At 55.9% G+C, this 18,743-nt stretch carries 14 protein-coding genes; 10 read left to right on the plus strand and 4 right to left on the minus strand.

All coding sequences use genetic code 11. The annotated features are described in order from the left end of the window. The first annotated feature begins 140 nt into the window (after positions 1–140). Positions 141–1,820 (plus strand): energy-dependent translational throttle protein EttA, encoded by a 1,680-nt coding sequence (ettA, locus tag LCQ44_RS06580; RefSeq protein WP_225093402.1) that lies wholly within the window; start codon positions 141–143, stop codon positions 1,818–1,820. 387 nt (positions 1,821–2,207) lie between these two features. On the opposite strand, the gene LCQ44_RS06585 is transcribed toward ettA, so the two are convergent. Then, the gene (locus tag LCQ44_RS06585; RefSeq protein WP_006235234.1) at positions 2,208–3,035 is read right to left on the minus strand and encodes an ATP-binding protein; all 828 of its coding nucleotides are present in this window, start codon (positions 3,033–3,035) and stop codon (positions 2,208–2,210) included. Then, on the minus strand, positions 3,032–4,339 hold the full coding sequence (istA, locus tag LCQ44_RS06590) for an IS21 family transposase (RefSeq protein WP_035138955.1): 1,308 nt from the start codon (positions 4,337–4,339) through the stop codon (positions 3,032–3,034). The genes LCQ44_RS06585 and istA overlap by 4 nt, the downstream gene beginning before the upstream one ends. A gap of 141 nt (positions 4,340–4,480) precedes the next feature. On the opposite strand from istA, the gene LCQ44_RS06595 reads away from it, so the two are divergent. Next, positions 4,481–5,608 (plus strand): hypothetical protein, encoded by a 1,128-nt coding sequence (locus tag LCQ44_RS06595; protein ID WP_148345610.1) that lies wholly within the window; start codon positions 4,481–4,483, stop codon positions 5,606–5,608. Then, a complete protein-coding gene (locus LCQ44_RS06600) occupies positions 5,586–5,987 on the plus strand; it encodes a hypothetical protein (protein ID WP_225093403.1) in 402 nt (133 codons plus the stop codon). The genes LCQ44_RS06595 and LCQ44_RS06600 overlap by 23 nt, the downstream gene beginning before the upstream one ends. Positions 5,988–6,033: 46 nt before the next feature. Here LCQ44_RS06600 and LCQ44_RS06605 read toward each other — a convergent pair whose 3' ends face one another. Both LCQ44_RS06605 and LCQ44_RS06610 read right to left on the minus strand, forming a co-directional pair. Beyond that, entirely contained in the window at positions 6,034–7,341 is a 1,308-nt protein-coding gene (locus LCQ44_RS06605; protein ID WP_225093404.1) for a hypothetical protein, read from the minus strand. 138 nt (positions 7,342–7,479) lie between these two features. Further along, entirely contained in the window at positions 7,480–8,433 is a 954-nt protein-coding gene (locus tag LCQ44_RS06610; RefSeq protein WP_225093405.1) for a hypothetical protein, read from the minus strand. Positions 8,434–8,927: 494 nt separating this feature from the next. Here LCQ44_RS06610 and LCQ44_RS06615 point away from each other — a divergent pair, with 494 nt between their 5' ends. The 7 genes from LCQ44_RS06615 to LCQ44_RS06645 all read left to right on the plus strand — a co-directional run bounded on the left by LCQ44_RS06615 (position 8,928) and on the right by LCQ44_RS06645 (position 18,722). Beyond that, positions 8,928–9,209 carry a DUF2087 domain-containing protein gene (locus LCQ44_RS06615; protein ID WP_055251466.1) on the plus strand — a complete coding sequence of 94 codons (282 nt, stop codon included), beginning with the start codon at positions 8,928–8,930 and terminating at the stop codon, positions 9,207–9,209. Next, positions 9,187–10,371 carry an MFS transporter gene (locus tag LCQ44_RS06620; RefSeq protein ID WP_225094243.1) on the plus strand — a complete coding sequence of 395 codons (1,185 nt, stop codon included), beginning with the start codon at positions 9,187–9,189 and terminating at the stop codon, positions 10,369–10,371. The genes LCQ44_RS06615 and LCQ44_RS06620 overlap by 23 nt, the downstream gene beginning before the upstream one ends. Before the next feature lie 7 nt (positions 10,372–10,378). After that, positions 10,379–12,700, plus strand: a complete 2,322-nt coding sequence (locus LCQ44_RS06625) for a B12-binding domain-containing radical SAM protein (protein WP_195245733.1) — start codon at positions 10,379–10,381, stop codon at positions 12,698–12,700. Positions 12,701–13,012: 312 nt separating this feature from the next. Then, the gene (locus LCQ44_RS06630) at positions 13,013–15,013 is read left to right on the plus strand and encodes an NAD(+) synthase (RefSeq protein WP_225093406.1); all 2,001 of its coding nucleotides are present in this window, start codon (positions 13,013–13,015) and stop codon (positions 15,011–15,013) included. A gap of 118 nt (positions 15,014–15,131) precedes the next feature. Further along, complete coding sequence (locus LCQ44_RS06635; RefSeq protein ID WP_006234344.1) at positions 15,132–16,295, plus strand: pyridoxal phosphate-dependent aminotransferase; 1,164 nt, start codon at positions 15,132–15,134, stop codon at positions 16,293–16,295. 201 nt (positions 16,296–16,496) lie between these two features. Beyond that, positions 16,497–17,447: an L-lactate dehydrogenase gene (locus tag LCQ44_RS06640; RefSeq protein ID WP_117735270.1), complete on the plus strand. Its 951-nt coding sequence runs from the start codon at positions 16,497–16,499 to the stop codon at positions 17,445–17,447. Between the two features lie 114 nt (positions 17,448–17,561). Continuing rightward, positions 17,562–18,722 carry a DUF2974 domain-containing protein gene (locus tag LCQ44_RS06645; protein ID WP_006234342.1) on the plus strand — a complete coding sequence of 387 codons (1,161 nt, stop codon included), beginning with the start codon at positions 17,562–17,564 and terminating at the stop codon, positions 18,720–18,722. Positions 18,723–18,743 lie beyond the last annotated feature (21 nt).

The raw sequence follows: 18,743 nt of genomic DNA on the forward strand, positions 1-18,743 counted from the left end.
GATTTTTCCCAGGTAGTATTAGGGGGTATGGGCAACCATGCCCCTTTTTCGTTACGTTTCAGAGCTAGTTTTCTCATTTCGTTTCCACTAAAGCGAATCAAGAATAGGGAAACAACAGGTAGAAAGGATAAAACAGACAAATGGCGGAGTTTATCTACCAGATGTATCAGGCTCGCAAGGCCCATGGCGACAAGGTAATCCTTGACGACGTGACCCTGAGCTTCTACCCCGGTGCCAAGATCGGCGTCGTGGGCCCCAACGGTATGGGCAAGTCGACCCTGCTCAAGATCATGGCCGGCATCGAGGAGGTCTCCAACGGCGATGCCAGGCTTACCCCCGGCTACACCGTGGGCATCCTGCAGCAGGAGCCGCCGCTTGACGACGACAAGACCGTCATCGAGAACGTGCGCATGGCGTTTGGCGACATGATCGCCAAGGTCGATCGCTTCAACAAGATCGGCGAGGAGATGTGCGATCCGGACTGCGACATGGACGCCCTCATGGCCGAGATGGGAAAGCTCCAGGACGAGATTGACGCCGCCGACGGCTGGGATATCGATTCCAAGCTCGGCCAGGCCATGGACGCCCTGCAGCTGCCCGATTCCGACATGCCGGTCAACGTGCTCTCTGGCGGCGAGCGCCGCCGTGTGGCCCTGTGCAAGCTGCTGCTCGAGGCTCCCGACCTGCTGCTGCTCGACGAGCCCACGAACCACCTGGACGCCGAGTCGATCCTGTGGCTCGAGCACTTCCTGCACAACTACCAGGGCGCGGTGCTTGCCGTCACGCACGATCGCTACTTCCTGGATAACGTTGCCGAGTGGATCTGCGAGGTCGACCGCGGCCACCTTTATCCCTACAAGGGCAACTACTCCACGTATCTGGAGACCAAGGCTGCCCGTATCGAGGCGCAGGGCAACCGCGATGCCAAGCTCGCCAAGCGCATGGAGGCCGAGCTCGAGTGGGTACGCAGCTCGCCCAAGGCTCGCCAGGCCAAGAACAAGGCCCGTCTGGCTCGCTACGAGGACATGGAGGCCGAGGCCCGCGCAAGCCAGAAGCTCGACTGGACTGACATTCGCATTCCTGTGGGCCCGCGTTTGGGCAACAAGGTGCTCGAGGCCCATCACCTGCACAAAGAGTTCGATGGCCGCGTGCTTATCGACGACCTTTCGTTCACCCTGCCGCGCAACGGCATCGTGGGCGTCATCGGCCCCAACGGCGTCGGTAAGACCACGCTGTTCAAGACGATTGTGGGTCTGGAGCCGCTGACTTCGGGCGAGCTCGAGGTGGGCGAGACCGTCAAGATTTCTTACGTCGACCAGAACCGTTCCGGCATCGACCCCGATAAGAACCTATGGGAGGTCGTCTCGGACGGCCTGGATCACATGATGGTCGGCGAGACCGAGGTTCCGAGCCGCGCTTATGTGGCGAGCTTTGGCTTTAAGGGCCAGGACCAGCAGAAGCGCGCTGGCGTACTTTCCGGTGGCGAGCGCAACCGTCTGAACCTGGCGCTTACGCTCAAGCAGGGCGGCAACCTGCTGCTCCTCGACGAGCCCACGAACGACCTCGACGTCGAGACGCTGTCCTCGCTCGAAGCGGCGCTGCTCGAGTTCCCGGGCTGCTCGGTGGTCATTAGCCACGACCGTATGTTCCTGGACCGCGTCGCCACGCACATTCTGGCGTGGGAGGGCACCGACGAGAATCCGGGCAACTGGTATTGGTTCGAGGGCAATTTCGAGGCCTATCAGGCCAACCGCATCGAGCGCCTGGGCGAGGACGCAGCCCAGCCGCATCGTATTCACCGCAAGCTGACGCGTGACTAGTAGCAAGTAGAAAGGCCGCCTCCAAGGGCGGCCTTTCTTGTAGCAATTGCACTGCAGCTATGCCCTGGCTGCTGGTTTGATTCATAATCAAAGTCATCTCTTTGGGATTAAAGCCCGTTTTTGCTATGAGTGATTTTCTAATTCCGTTTAAAACGTAAAGACGCATTGGGTTGCAAGGACATAAGCAAATCGAATTGAAATATAACCAGTGCTGTAACGTTACAAAAAAGATTATAGAATAGGAGTACCTTATAAGTCGCTTCTCTAGAAAGAAGAACATTGTTAGCGCCGGAATAATTTAGCCAAATATAGTCGGCCGAGATTGACCAATCCCGGCCGACCCATTTTAGCCAACACGCCCGCATCTATGACTTTCCTATCGCATTCCTACATCCCCTCGGGCTGGATCCCCCTCACCTTCACCGCCTGGGGGACGGCCTCCACCGAGTAGGTGTCAAGCTCCCTGCCGCGGTAGCTCGGGCCCCGCATCACGAACACCGACGCCTTGTCGAACAGCCTGTCGAGGGCGCAGAGGAGCGTGTCGTCGCCCGTGAAGAACTCATCCCACCCGCTCGGGGCGATGTTGCTCGTGAGGACCATCGCGTTCGGCCCCTCCTTCTCGTAGCGCCTGTCGACGACATCGAAGAACAGGTCGGTGCACGGCCTGTCGTAGACGCATCTCCCCACCTCGTCAACGATGAGGCACGACGGCTTGACGAGCGAGGAGACGACCCGCGAGGTGTTTCCCCGCTGGACGGCCTTCTGGAACCTGTCCCTGAGCTCGGTCGCCTTTATGTAGTAGGTCTTGAGCCCCCGCATGCAGCACTCGCGCCCGTAGGCCTGCGCGAGGTGCGTCTTCCCTATGCCGCCGGGCCCGACGAAGGCGACGTTGCGGTGCGCGTAGAGGTCGGCCAGCGACGGGAGCTTGCCCAGCGCGGCCGCGTCCCGGCCCTGGATCCTGGAGAAGTCGAAGCCCTCGAAGGTCTTGGGCTCGCGCCTGGGCAGCCTGCTCAGCCTCAGCAGCGTCTCGATGGAGGCGAGCCTCCTCTTCTCCGCAAGGTAGGAGAAGGTGGCTGCCACGGCGGCCATCTCCCCGTCGCCGAGGTCGAGGTCCGAGGCGAGGGTCGCGAGCTCCTCCGCCCCGACGGCGATCCCGAGCCTCGACGCGGCGTCGCTCGCGAGCTCGTAGGGGCTCGCCCCCGCGCCCGCCATCATTCGGCCCTCCCGAAGTCGAACCTCTCGAAACCGGGTTTCGTCCTGGGCGGGGCGATTTGCTCGACCACGGTCCCCACCGGCTGGGTCGGCAGCTCCTCGGGCTGCGCCGGCGATGTCTCCCACTGCCCCTCGCACCAGCTGTCGGCGCCGGTGCCGACGGCGTGGGCGACGAGCTCGCGGGAGAGGTCGTCGCTGTATATGTGCACCACGCGCCCCTCCCGGTTCACCCTGCACTCGCGGCGGACGTACCAGTAGGGCACGCCGTAGCGGTGCCCCTCGAAGCTCACGAAGCCGTCGAAGGAGATCTTCCGGCGCGGGCACAGGTACCGCTCGACCTCGGCCGTGACCTCGAGCGGCCTGGTGTTCGCCGAGCACGCCGCCTCGTGCTCGCGCATCGGGACGCATGCCGCCGCGCGCCGCCAGCGGCCTCCCTGCTCGGCGCACCAGAGGGCGGCCTCCCGGTTGAGGGCGTCAAGGTCGGTAAAGGACCTTCCCGCGAGGAAGTTCCCCTTCACGAAGCGGACGAGCCTCTCCACCTTGCCCTTCGTATAGGGGTGGCGCGGCCTGCACAACCTGGTGCGGAAGCCGACGACGCCCATGAACTCGGCGTAGTCGGCCTGCCAGACGGGCCGGCCGTCGGCATCGCGGCGGACGACCACGCTCTTCATGTTGTCGGTGAGCACGGTCGCGGGCACGCCCAGCGCCGAGAACGCGTGCAGCATCCCGATGAGGAGGTTCTCCTGGCGCGCGTTCGGGAAGAACTCGACGTGGGCGCCCCCGCAATGGTGGCAGACCATGGCGAAGCAGGCGATCCGCGCCCGCTCCCCGCCAGGGCGCTCGACCGCGACGAAGCCCCAGTCCATCTGGTAGGCCTCTCCGGGCGCCGTCCTGAAGCGCTGGCCGCGGCAGCCCTGCGGGGCCGCCTGCCGCCTCTTCGCGGGCACGAGGTCCCGGTGCGCGGCGATATAGGTCTTCACCGTGGTGAGGCCGCCGGCGTAGCCCTGGCCGAGCAGCCGCTCGAATATCACCTGCGAGTTGGTGACGCCCTTCCGCAGGAGGTCGTCCACCAGGCCGGTGTGGCCGGCGAGCACGCCCGGCGCGGCCCTCCTCCCGCTGTTCCCGTGGGGCAGGGCCCTGAACCCGTGTGCCCTGACCGTCCTCGCGCGGGAGCGGGTGAGCCCCGTCCTCCTGCAGAACTCCGCGAGGTTGCATGCCTGCGGGTCGAACCCGTCGCCCTCCTCCGCGGCCATCTCCCGGAGCGCCGCGTCTATAATCTCCTGTAGGTCATCGTGTCTCTCGTTCACCTCAATGGTCCTCCTAACGCCGGCGTGTTGGCACCACCAGCGTAGTGGCGGCGGGGAGGCACGGTGGCCATTATTCGGTGACCGGGATTGGTCAAAATAGTTTGACTATTAGCGGCTAAAATCGCCCGGCGCTAACAACATATGCTTTCGCGTCGTCGTTTTCTGCAACTTGTCGCGTCTTCAATTGTCGCCTTAGCCGCACGTCCGAAAGAGGTTTTTGCTTCGACGGGCAATATTGATGGTGAGCAGATACAATTTACTTCTGAAATTGCGCAAGAGCTTGCCGATAAATATATAAAGGGACTCCTCGGCTATTCGTATACGCCTTCTGACCCTATTCCTTTTGTAGATGTTGATGGGTCCCCGCTTGGTTACATTGTTCCGGTTGTGACATCCAATAGAGCCGCGGGCTATTTGGTTTTAGATGCTTCAGATGATGAAATACTTACGGGATATCGTTTTGGAGACGGCTTAGTCAGCCCTATGGATCGGGGAGGAGATCTTGGTGTCGAGTCTTATTCTTTCAATAACCCAGTCGTAATGATCAATCCATTCGAATTCGGCGTGCAATCTTTGGACGGTTCAATAACAACAAATTGCGGAAGAACAATCCCGGCTGTTTCCATAGAAGGACGGCCTGTCGTTTTATCGAATAAACCTTCAAGCTGGAACGATGTTGTAATTTACGCAACTCAAATGCAGGATTACACAGTATCTGGATTTCGTTCCATTTCTCAGTTTATGTCATATGATGAAAGCGAGATTAAGAGGCTTACCGCCCACTATGCTTGTATGGTGACAGCTTTTTCGAACGTTGCGGAACTGTATGGCATTGCCAATTTATATAGCGACCCTTCGCAATATATGCAGATATGGAATTACACCAATACCCATGCTCTTTCCGATGAAGAACAGACTGTTCCCGGCGTTGTTTTGGGTGGAACGCCGATATCAACCTGTGCAACGGGGTTTACAAATTACTGCGCAAGCAGAGGAAGTACTCTTATCGCCCGCACTGTCTCCTCTCCGGCTATCGCGAGCATTCAAAATGAGATTAACTCTAATAGACCGAATGTTTTACATGCGAGTTTGTACAACGGATCAGCCCATTCTGTAACAGCGGAGGCTTACGCCACACTTACTGGTAAGAAAACTGGAGAGACAAGGCAGATGATTGGCATAGCGGACGGCTGGAATTCATCTTTATCCTTCCTGAAGTATGATCAGAGCTATTATGCGTGGACTTATGGAACGACTTTTTCGAAGTAGGGCGATTCGTCTAGCTCTGTCTTTGGTGCTGATGGCTTCATTGGTGGGCTGTTCAACAAAGGAAGAGATATCGCGCGGAGGTTCCGGAGAAGTGACTGCGACAGACTCAGGTTCATTAGAAATAGCTGGCGGGCATGCCGATGTGATGTTACAAGGAAAAGGCGTGCTTAGGTCGATTGATGCTGAAGACGCTGTCTGCTCAATAGAGGATTTGAAGACAGGTGAAACTGCATCGTACCGTATTTCAGATAATGCTGCGAATATGATTGAGTCGATACCGATTGGAGCACAAGTTTCTTTTAGGTATTTTGCTCCGCAACTTGAGGAGGAGCTTGCTTCTCTGGTGTCTATATGTGCTGATGACAGCCAAAAGGTCTGATTTCAAACGGCCCTGGATGGTCAAATGGCTATCCAGGGCCGTTTTGTCACTCGGCCGGGGCGTTGACCTTGTCGATGGTCCAGGCGGCTCCGAGGCCGCCGGTGGTGTTGCGGCGGATGCGCACGGTGACTTCGTGGCGCTCGCCTGCCTGCGTGTAACGCAGGGGGAAGCTTGCGCGGTTTCGCGCGGCCTCGATGGTACCGCGTTCGCGGGCGATCCAGTAGTACTCGCCGACGATGCCGAGCGTGTCGGCGCCGTAGGGGAGATAGGTCGACAACTGGTGTAGCAATGGGCCGGGGCAGAAGACTTCGGTTGCGAAATCGATGGGGAAGTCCTCGGGGATGGCGGGCGCTGCAGGTGCGGGGGCTGGGGCCGCTACGGGTACCGAAGCCGGTGCCGGTGAGGGAATTTGGTCGCAAGCAGAGGCGGGCACGGATTCGATGACGGGTGCGGGCTCCGGCGTCGTTTTCGGCTTGATCGTGGAATCTGCGGGCTTCACGGTGACGGGCGCGTCTGCAGCTGCAGTTTCAACCTCAACCTGCGTCGCGTTCTCGTTCTCGACGCTCGACTTTGCGTCGATGGGCGTGGATGCCATGGTGGTTATGCCGGCGTTGGCGTTCTCGGGGTCATAGACGACCGTGAGCGAGATGGCGGGCTGCGGCGTCTCGGGCTCCGGCGTCGACTCAGTAGCGCCTTGATCGGCGGGCTCGTCGGGCTGATCGTCCTCGGCCTCGTCGCCAAAGACATCGCTGTTTTGGAACGCAGACGTCTCGGGCTGGTCAGCGGCTTCTTCGGTTGTCGACTTGGGAGCCTCGTTGAGCTCGGCAGTGGCTTGCTGCTCGGATATGACTTCGGGATCGGTCGTGGCGGCGATTTCGGTTTCGGCTTCTGCCGTTACCTCAATAGCGACTTCGATCTCTGCCTCGGGCTCGGGCTCCGGAGCGACTTCGGCCATGGGCTCGGGCTCGGCGCGCTTAACGTGCTTGGGGCGCACGGCCTTGAGGTCCTTCTCGCCGCGCTTTTTCTTTTTGTAGGACTGCTTGGCACCCTTGGCAGCCTTGGGCTTGTCCTCGCCCTTGGCAAGGGCGGCATCCCAGGCCTCGTTGGCGATGACCGTGGCATACAGGCGACCGCCCTTAAAGACGGTCAGCTTAATGCAGTCGTCGAGCTCCTCGAGCAGCTCGCGCGTGGACTCGAAGCCCAGGTCATAAGCGGCCATGTCACCAGCGGCGAGTGCCTCCTCGACCTGCGTCATAAACGTTTGCTTGCCGCATCCGATTGCGTCGCGCAGCAGGCGATACAGATAGATGTGGTTGCCCAGCGAAAGTGTGGGCCTAACTATTGTCTTGCTCATGGCAAATCTCCTCTTTACACACCAAAGCATCTTACCATCGCACGGGGCGTGCCACCTCGGCGCCCAAGGCAAACGGGCGCGACCGTTGCCGGTTCGCGCCCGTTATATAGGTCGATTATCTATGAGAGGCAAACGTGCTTAGTTGCCCGATGCCGTGCCTTGGCTCGAGCTGTCAGATGCCGTGCCGGACGCGGTTCCGCTCGAGCTATTCGAGCTGTCGGTGTTGCCGTTGTCGGTAGATCCCGTGCCCGATGTATTGCCGCTCGTCTGGTCGCCCGTGCTCGGTTGAGAGCCGTCAGTCGTTTGGCTTGAGTCGGTTGTGCCGGATTGCGTACCGCTGTTGTTCACAGAGGAATCGGCGCCCTGCGACTGATCGGGGGTGTTCGAGGACGAGTCGGTGGATGCGGAGGTGCCCTGCGGGTCGTCCTGCTGGCTTTGCGATTGACCGGAGCTATCCGCGTCGTGCTCGGTCGTGCGCGACGAAAGGATTGGCTCGGGGCGCTCGCCCAGACCCTCACCGGCGGTGGTTATAAGGATGGCGCCGGTGCAGGCGATGACCGCGACGATGGCGATGGCGATCGAGAAGACGATGACCTTCTTTTGCGTCTGGCTGCGCTCTGCCGCGGCCTTGGCGCGCAGGCTGTTAGGGGCGACGCGCGCCGTGGTCGCACGCCCCGCAACCTGGCGCATCTCCTGCGTGGTCGCGGCGCCACCTAGGTGCTCCTCGGCATCAAACTCAACGGGCTTATAGGCGCCGGCGGGGTAGTCGACGTCGGCGTGCGTACCTTTGAGGGCTTTGGTGCTGGCAGAGATAAAGTGGCGGTAGACCTGCGAGGACACAACGGTGATGACCGAGCTCACGGCGGCGCCAATTACTGAACCCGCGATACCGATCTTGGAGGCAAGTGCAACGCTCGTGGCGGCAGCTGCGGCGCCGGCGATGATCTGGGGAATGGAAATGTCGTCAAACAGGCCCTTTTTGGGCGCGATGGCCATGGTCTGTCCGATGGAATGGTTCTCGTGCACGCCGTTGTTGAGCGATGCCGGCGTCATGACGCGCGTGCGCGGCGCGTCGGTGTACTTGGTTGTCATACGGGGTCCTCCCGGTGTAAATCTGCTTCGTTTCGTGTAGCCATCAGGGTACCCACCAGATGTGAATCGTACGTGACATTTAACAGATACCATCAACTCATCAAGGGGGGCTTGCTGTCTTTGGTGCAATAGCTTGATGCTAAACTGGATTTACGATTGCGAGGTGGTTTACGTGATGTACCCATATATGACATTCGAAGACGGTACCGAGGTCGTTCATTCTGACCTGATAACAGATGGGGACATCGAAAAGGTTATCGTGCATTTTGAACGACCGACGGCAGAGGGCTTCGACTCCGCTCGTTGTGAGTTGCCTTCCTGTTCGTGGACTGACTGGGAAGGGCATTTTACTCAGAGTGAAAAACGAGCTTTCGAAGAGTGTTTGAGCAAATCATTTAGATTAGTTCGAGTTTAGTTCGAATATAGAAGCCGAATGAGATGACCTAAAGCGTATGCATTTTTAGTATTAGATGCGTATGAAATGGAGGATGTGAATGGATGAGCTAATAGACTTTAAAAAACGATTTCTCAAGAATGGCGAGCTGGTTTCAATTCCAAAAAAGGAAAGCTATAAAAGAATCATGCTGCTATGGGCCGTCTCTTTCTTTGAATTAAATACAAGTTATACGGAGCTTCAGGTTAATCGTGTGTTGTCACAGCTCTATCCTGATTATGCCGTGTTGAGGCGGTACTTGGTTGATTATGGATTCCTATTAAGGGATGAACGAGGCCTGAAATACGAGGTTAATCGTGATGTTCACGGTATTGAGAGCTAGCCATCCGGTTCGGGTCCTATATATTGCTAGAGGGATAAGCGAAATAGGCAATTGGTGTGCGAATATTGCTTTGCCAATGCTGATTTACGAGGTAACTCACGATGTTTCTGCAACTGCTTTGATGGTCTGCTGCAGATTTGCCCCCTCTCTGTTTTCAGTTGCGCTCGCGCAGCTGCCTCAGAAGATGGGTATCGGGACACTGCGGGCCATGAGATTGGCAGACTTAATTCGCGCGGGATTATTCGTTTGCTATATTTTTGTTGATAGTAAATGGAGTATGTTTGCTATTACGTGCGCGGTATCGCTTTGCCGAACGGTTGAAATGCCCTGCTTTTACTCGTTGTTAAGAGCCAATACGAATAGTATCAATCGCGACGTAATTAATAATTCGTTTGGGTTTCTGCAGAATTTGATGATGGTTCTGGGGCCAGTTGCCGGCGGTTTTGTTGTCGCTCAATTTGGGGCGGAGGCTGTTCTTGCATTAGACGCGCTTTCTTTTGCCGCGTCGTTCTGGTTGCTGCGAGATGTTCCGTCGGTTATCGAGGTTAATGATAAAGAGGGGATAAGCAAAAATGAAAAAAACAGGACTGCATTTAGTGATCTTAGCGCGAAGCACTTGGCAATTGGTTTCCTATTAATCGATATTTCTAGTGGCGTGGCATTCGGCTCTCTGAATTCTCTTTTGCCAGCTATAGCGCAATTGCAATTTGACTCGTCATCGATACAATACGGATTCCTTCAGAGTAGTCTTACAATCGGACTGTTGTTCGGAAATACAATATATGGTCGTTTAATCAGTGGTTCCGATTGCGTTAAATCATATTGTTTTGTGACGTATCTTGCGCTCGGTGCGTATCTGGCGTTTGGCTATCGCTATGCGTCTGGGATATCGTTTATTTTCCTTTTTATCGTCGGTGCCGGAAACGCCATTCAAGATGTGCTTCTCATAACATCGCTGCAGGATTTGGCGAGAGACGGATCTGAATCGATAAGCCTGTTTTCAATTAGGGAGTCTTTGCAATCGGTTGCTGTTGTTATTTCAACACTCCTTGTTTCGCTGTTCACGAGCATCGCGATGTTCTCAATTCTCGTTACAGGACTTGGTGTATTTTCAATTATGATGGTAGTTGTGTTTCAATTGAATTATTTGCGAAAGATGTGACGTTGATATGCCTAAAACGCTTTTAGTATTTCCCCCAGGATGGAGTCCAGTGGGGCCGTATCTTGCCTTGCCTGTTTTGAAGTCATATCTTCAAGAGGTTGAACAATACAAAGTTGACATTGTTGACTTAAACGTGGAATTTTACGATGACCTCCTATCTTTTAGACATGTCGAAGAGTGCTGTAAAAGGTATCGGGAATCAAAGGATTCGTTTAGTTCGAATGTTCAATTAACAATCGAGTTGATACAAAAGTCAGCACTTAATGTTGACGAAGCAAAAGATATTTTCAGATCAAAGAGATACTTTAATCTAAAAGAAAGACAATATGCTGAAAACATTTTTAGAAATGCACTCTATATCATAAATCACGTCTCATATGGAGTTAAATACACGTTCAACTCCATAGATCTGCCCTATGATTATTATTCGACACCAGAAATAATGAAATCGCTTGCGGATACCTTGCATAATCCGTTTATTTCCTTCTATGAAACTGCCTTTCTTAAGCGTATTCAGAGGGAAAAAATCGAGTTTATTGGGATTTCGGTGAGCGGCTGTTTCCAATTGATTTCCGCAGTTACGTTAGCGAAACTGATTAAAGAAGAATGTCCATCTGTTAAACACGTCTCATTGGGCGGCAATTACATTACTCGTTTAGCAGATGACTGCATGAAAGAATGGCATCCCTTTTTTGAATACATTGATTCGATAATGATGTATGACGGCGAAGAGCCGCTTGCACGTCTTCTTGAGGCTCTTGACTCTGGTGATGACAATCTCGACTGTGTTCCAAACCTTTGCCATGCTAAAGGTGGAAAGATATATAAAAACCATCGGATTGAGCAAACATTTATCAACGATACAGTTCCCGATTTCGATGGCTTCGCCCTTTCTAAATACTTCATGCCTGAGTTAATATTGCCGGTTTATTCCTCTAGGCAGTGTTTTAATCATTGCGCCTTCTGCACCATTCCCGGTGCTACTGGTGGTTGTTACCGAAAGATGCCCATATCGAGAGTATTTGAAATAATGTGTCGGTTAAATGAAAAATACGGCACGAGAGTTTTCTCTTTTGTGGATGAAACATTCGAAGGCAAAAGAATGGAGCAACTCGCGGATGAAATAAACGCATCGGGAAAAACGTTTTTCTGGCATGGAGAAACGAGGTTCTCTCCAACCCTAAGTACAGACGTTTTCAACAAGATATACCAAAGTGGATGTAGGCAGATTCAGTTTGGCCTCGAGTCATACAACCAAAGAGTTCTTGATCTAATGAAGAAGAACACGAGAGTTGATTGGATTGATCGCAATATCCATGATTGTCTCAATGCGGGTATTCCTGTTCATCTATTCTTTATGATTGGCTTTCCGACCGAAACTAAAGAAGAGGCTCTGAACACCTTAGCTTATACAGAGAATGTTTTGAATTATTCAAAACAGGTATGTGGTGTTCCATATTCCACGAGAGGATTTACGAATTTTGGTCTCGTTATGGGGTCGGATGTTTGGAATCATCCCGATAAGTATGGTGTCTCTGTAATGCCGAAGTCCCAATATGAGGATTTGCGCCTCGAAGTGGATTATGTTTCAGGCACTGGTTTAACTTTAAATGAAGCAAAATCCTTATCTGATGAGCATCATATTGATTTTTATATGCAAGAGGTCATAAACGGTAGCGACACAATTGACTTGCCCCAGCGGCTTCATATTTCAGAGGTGACCTGGATCCTAGATTCTATTCACGCTGTCAGGTATAAGGGACATTTGACCAAAGTAAAGCGACGGCTAACTAGTCTAAATCCAGCTGATCGAATCTGGCTGGATTCCAAGACCTCTGTCGTGCTCGTTGAGCCATTTGCCTACTTCTATAATTCTGAATACCATCATGTCTATGCTGTTTCCCAGTTGGTATACCTTAAGTTGGCCCGTTTATTGGAGGCTGATTGTAGCATTTCTCTTATCCTTGATCAGGGCGATCTCGAGCTGACAAGGGCGATAGAAGAACTGTTGCATTATGGATTGCTGAATACAAATATCGATGCCGATTATGTAATGCACGATAATGGTTTTCAATTGGTTAAAAGTTCGTTTGTGAAAGAAGTCGGACGCTCAAAAGAGGGGTTAAGAGTACTGCTGAGTTGTGCCACCCATAGAATGTGTGCGGTTAATGATTTTTCGTTCGCTTTGCTTTCGTTGTTTGAAAAGCCGATTACTAAGAACGAGGTGCGCGACATTTTGAAAAAAGAGGGACTATCGGCAAACGAGGAGCAATTAAACAAGTTGGTTGATAATTGCATGAAAGCAGATATACTACAATTGATTAGATAGAGGAGGTTTCTGCATGGACGTTATTAACAAAGATCTCTTGGAGCAACTGAAAGAGTTTCAGGAAGAGGGCGTCGTGGTAGAAGTGTTCGACTTTGAGGACTACATGGATAAATTCTGCCATTAGTTTCGGAATTTACTCGCCTCGCTTAAAGGAGAAGTCGATTATCGATTTCTCCTTTTTTAATTAAAGATTTTTTTGAAATACATGCTCTTAGCACAGGTTGGCCTCTCAGTAAACTGGGAGGTTGCTTTGGCTAGTTAGAGGTATGTGAACGTTCGTTAGACTGAATCTCAGGGTAGAAGGGGCCTCCAGTGTCCAGATCAACAAGGCAATGCTGCGTTTCGGCTAATAAGAACGATGGCTTTTTGCGTGTGGCGGCGGCGTCGCCGCAGATTCGCGTTGCCGATGTCGAGGGCAATGCCGAGGTTGCGTTGGCGGCTGTTCGCGAGGCTGCCGAGCGCGGCGTTCGTGCTCTGGTGCTGCCCGAGCTTAACTTGTGCGGCTATACCGCGGCCGATCTGTTCCATAACCGCACATTACTGCATGCCTGCGAGGCTGCTTTGGTGCATATCCTCGATGTGACTCGTGAGCTGCCGATTGTCTTTACCATCGGTCTTCCCGTTGCAGTTGCCGAGAATATCTACAACTGCGCCGCCGTGTGCTGCGCGGGTGAGCTTTTGGGCCTCACGGCCAAGAAGTATCTGCCCAACTATGGCGAGTTCTACGAGCGCCGCTGGTTTGCTCCGGCGCCCACAGATCCCGTGTGGGTTGAATTTGCCGGTCAGGGTCCGGTTCCGCTGGGTTCGGGGCTTGTCTACCGCTGCTGTGATGAGGGTGCTGAGGACCTGGTGCTGGGCGTCGAGGTCTGTGAGGACCTGTGGGTACCTGCGCCGCCCTCGACCGAGATGGCGCTTGCCGGTGCCACGGTGATTCTCAACCCCTCCGCTTCCGACGAGATCATCGGTAAGGCAGATTACCGACGTAGCCTCATCTCCAATCAGTGTGCGCGCCTCTACTGTGCCTATGCCTATGCGGACGCGAGCGAGGGCGAGTCCACGACCGATATGGTCTTTGCGGGCGAGAACCTCGTCTACGAAAACGGCTCTAAGCTGGCGGCGACGAAGCTCCTTACCTGCGATATGGCGGTTGCCGATGTTGACCTCGACCGTCTGGTTGCCGAGCGCCGTCGCTCGACGACGTGGACGCGCGCGGACGATGCGCCGGAGGCCACAACCGTTGAATTTTCGTTTGAGGGCGTGCTGGCCAAAGAGCCTGTCCTGCGCGATGCACTCGACATCGACCGTGTCTTCCCCCGTGCTCCCTTTGTGCCGGCCGACCACGGCGACTTGGCAGAGCGCTGCGAGACGATCCTCGATCTGCAGACTGCGGGCCTCAAGACCCGCCTTGCCCACACGGGTACCAAGGCTGCGGTCATCGGCCTTTCGGGCGGCCTGGACTCCACGCTGGCGCTGCTTGTGACCGTGCGTGCCTTCGATGCGCTGGGGCTGCCGCGCACCGGTATCACAGCCGTGTCCATGCCTGGCTTTGGCACGACGCATCGCACCAAGTCCAATGCCGAGTCGCTTGCCCGCGACCTGGGTGTGAGCTTCCGCGAGGTTTCGATCCACGCGGCTGTGGAGCAGCACTTCAAGGACATTGAGCACGATTCGGCCGTGCAGGACGTGACCTACGAGAACAGCCAGGCCCGCGAGCGCACGCAGATTCTGATGGATCTGGCCAACCAGGCTGGCGGTTTTGTCATCGGTACGGGCGATCTGTCGGAGCTGGCGCTCGGCTGGGCTACCTATAACGGAGACCACATGAGCATGTATGCCGTCAATGCGAGCGTGCCCAAGACGCTTGTGCGCCATCTGGTGCGCTATGCGGCTGATGTCTTTGGCGGGCGTATTGCCGAGGTCTTGCTCGATATCCTCGATACGCCGGTATCTCCCGAGCTTCTGCCGCCCACGGGCGACGGCGAGATTGCGCAGAAGACTGAGGATTTGGTGGGCCCGTACGAGTTGCACGACTACTTCCTCTACTACCTGCTGCGTTTTGGCTTTGAGCCGGGCAAGATCTACCGCATGGCGCTCAAGAGCTTCGAGGGCGTCTACGACGCCAAGACCGTCCACACGTGGCTACGTACGTTCTACCGTCGCTTCTTTGCCCAGCAGTTTAAGCGCAGCTGCCTGCCCGATGGTCCCAAGGTGGGTTCGGTGACGCTCAGCCCGCGCGGCGATTGGCGTATGCCGAGTGACGCTAGCTCGCGTCTGTGGCTTGCGCAGATCGACGCGCTCAATCCAGTTGACTAAGGTTGGCTAAATTGAACCAATACGGGGGTTGCAAGCGTTACACTTTTGCAATCTGATGGCCCGTATCGCGCGGCGCTCTTGTCGGAGCGCCGCGTTTTTTATATCGAAAGGTGGCACCATGCAGGCATCGCAGCGTCTCGACCGCTTTGGCGCGGAGGTCTTCGCCTCGCTCAACAACAAGCTTCTCGCGCTGAAGGCTCAGGGCAAGACCATTTACAACATGAGCGTGGGCACGCCCGACTTTAAGCCGTACGACCATGTGGTCGAGGCGCTCACGCAGGCAGCCCAAGATCCCGAGATGTGGAAGTATGCCCTGCGCGACCTGCCCGAACTCAAGCAGGCCGTGTGCGATTACTATGAGCGTCGCTTTGGCGTTTCGGGCATTACGCCGTCTATGGTGCAGTCGTGCAACGGCACGCAGGAGGGGGTGGGCCATTTGGGCCTTGCCCTGCTCGATCCGGGTGACACCATTTTGGTTCCCGATCCGTGCTACCCGGTCTTTGAGGCGGGTGCCAAGATCGCCGATGCCAAGCTCGAATACTATCCGCTGGTTGCCGAGCACAATTACCTGCCCTATGTGGCGGGTATCGATCCCGAGGTTGCCGATCGTGCCAAGTACATGATCGTGTCGCTGCCCGCGAACCCGGTCGGCTCGGTGGGCACGCCCGAGGTCTACGAGGAGATTATCGCCTTTGCCCGCGAGCATGATCTGTTGATCGTCCATGATAACGCGTACTCCGACATCGTGTTTGACGGCGAGCCCGGCGGCAGCTTCTTGCAGTATCCCGGCGCGCTCGAGGTGGGCGTTGAGTTCTTCTCGCTCTCCAAGTCGTTTAACGTCACCGGTGCCCGCATCGGCTTTTTGGTCGGTCGCGAGGATGTGGTCTCTGCCTTTGCCAAGCTGCGCGGCCAGATCGACTTTGGTATGTTCTTCCCGATTCAGAAGGCCGCCATCGCGTGCCTGAACGGTCCGCGCGATGAGGTCGAGGCGCAGCGTCTGAAGTACCAGGAACGCCGCGATGCCCTGTGCGACGGTCTTGAGGGCCTGGGCTGGGAGCGTCCCAACGCGCATGGCTCTATGTTTGTGTGGGCCAAGCTTCCCGGTGGTCGCACCGATTCCATGGCGTTTTGCGAGGAGCTCATGGAGAAGGCCGGCGTTGTGGTGACGCCGGGCGCGAGCTTTGGCCCTTCGGGCGAGGGGCACGTGCGCATGGCGCTGGTCCTGCCGCCCGATCAGATCGCTTTGGCTGTCGAGGCCATTCGCGAGGCGGGCCTGTATTAGAAACCTATTTCGACTCGTCAATAGCTCGAAACCGATTTCGTGCAGTTATTTTACGAATGCTGCAAACAATTTCGGTAAACGGTCGATTTTTGGCTGCGAATAGGGGCATAATCAAAGACCCGATTAGATGTATTGGGATTACGACAAGCCGCTCGGGTCGTTCCCGGGCGGCTTGTTTGTGGAGAGAGATGGGAGTTTCTAATGGTTAACGAGAAGAAGGTCGCTATTGTCGGCTGCGGTTTCGTCGGTTCGTCTTCGGCGTTCGCTCTGATGCAGAGCGGTCTGTTCTCCGAGATGGTCCTCATCGACGTGGACAAGAACCGTGCCGAGGGTGAGGCCCTGGATATCGCGCACGGCATGACGTTTGCCGAGCCGATGAAGATCTACGCCGGCGATTATTCCGATGTCGCCGACGCCGCCATGATCGTCGTCACCGCTGGCGCTGCCCAGAAGCCCGGTGAGACCCGCCTGGACCTGGTCAACAAGAACGTCAACATCTTTAAGTCCATTATCCCCGAGATTAAGAAGTCCGGCTTCGACGGCATTCTGCTAATCGTCTCCAACCCGGTCGATGTTCTGACCTACGCCGCCATCAAGATGTCCGGCCTGCCCGAGGGCCACGTCATCGGTTCCGGCACCGTGCTCGACACCGGCCGCCTGCAGCAGATGCTTGGTGCCCACGTCGAGGTTGACCCGCGCGATGTCCAGGCCTATGTCATGGGCGAGCACGGTGACTCCGAGTTTGTCGCTTGGTCCAGCGCTCAGGTTGCCGGCGTTCCGCTGAACACCTTCTGTGAGCTTCACGGCCACCTGGAGCATGAGGCTGCCGAGAAGCGCATCGCTGAGGACGTCAAGAACTCCGCCTACACCATCATCGAGAAGAAGCACGCCACCTACTATGGCGTCGCCATGGCCGTCAAGCGCATCTGCACCGCCGTTATGCGCGATGAGCAGACCGTTCTGCCTGTCTCCTCGCTCATGGTGGGCGAGTATGGCCTGTCCGATCTTGCCATCTCCATGCCGACCGTCGTTGGCCGCGACGGCGTTGTCTGCCGCGTCCCCGTGCCGCTGAACGATGACGAGCAGCATGAGCTCACCGTCTCCGCCAAGGCCCTCAAGGACATCATCGACAGCGTCGACTTCTCCTGCTAAATCAAGCTCGCTAGAGCGAAAAGCTACAATGAAGGCGTCCGAGTCCACGCGGCCCGGGCGCTTTTTTGGTGCAAAGTAACCTGACCCCAATGCACCATAGTTGATGGGAGGGCCATGTCGGATTCGCCTAATTTTTTGACCTATGCCCAGACAGCGTTTGATCCGTTTGAGGAACGGCCGTTCTGCGCGGTGGATAGCCTGGTCTTTGCGTGGTTGTCCTATTTGCGTTTGCCGGGTGATATGGCGGAGCTGACGAACTGGCAGGGCCTAGACGTACGCGAGCTGCTGCGCGCCGAGTGCTACCAAGACATGATTGGCGACCTGTGGGATCCGGAGGGGAGTCGTGCCCTGTTGGAGGCCGTGGCAGCAAGCCCTCGCTACCGTGGCGTTCGTGTTTGCGGCTATCGTAGCGTGAGTGATGCCGAGACAACGGAGCAGTTTGCGGCCATGACGTTCCGATTTCCGGCGGGGTTTAGCTATCTTGCCTTCCGGGGGACCGACAGCACGATTGTGGGCTGGAAAGAGGACTTTAACATGGCGTTCCGGTGTCCTGTGCCGGCCCAGGAATCCGCGGCGCGTTATGTAGACGAGGCGGCGGATGCGATTGACGGGCCGCTTTTGTGCGGAGGTCATTCCAAGGGTGGAAACCTTGCGGTGTACGGTGCGGCGATGTGCCCCGATGTCGCCCGTGAGCGAATCGAACGGGCGTATTCCCATGATGGTCCGGGCTTCGTCGAGGAGTTTCTGAGCGGCAACGCCTTCGCCGATCTATCCGGTCGAATCGACAAGACGCTACCTCGGTCGTCGATCTTTGGCATGATGTTCGAGACACAGGAGGACTATGCCATCGTTGAGAGCACCGAGTTCAGCCTGCTTCAGCATAATCCCTTTAGCTGGGTGGTTGATGGTCGCGACTTCGTGTACTGTGAGCGCCTGTCCGCCGGTGCTCGATACGTTGATGGCTCCATTCGCGAGATGCTGCTTGCGGTGTCGCCTAACGAGCGCGAGCGTTTTGTAGATGCGTTGTTCTCCGTGCTTGAGGCTACGGGTGCTGAGCGGTTTGCGGATATCGCTGGGAATCTACGCGAGAGCCTGCCCGTGATGCTCCAGGCTGCGCAAGGCTTTGACAAGGATACGCGACGCTTTGTCTCGCAGACTATCGTTGCGATTCTTAAGTGTGCGCTTCTGCCCAAACGCCCCCAGATCGACATGCCCGCTGCCGGCAAGAGCTTGGCAGAACAGCTCGAGGCTTGGCAGTCCGAGCTCCTGCGCTAACCATTGGTGCAAAGCAACCTG

Origin of the sequence: Collinsella aerofaciens (assembly GCF_020181355.1) — a bacterium.
Taxonomy (GTDB): Bacteria; Actinomycetota; Coriobacteriia; order Coriobacteriales; family Coriobacteriaceae; genus Collinsella.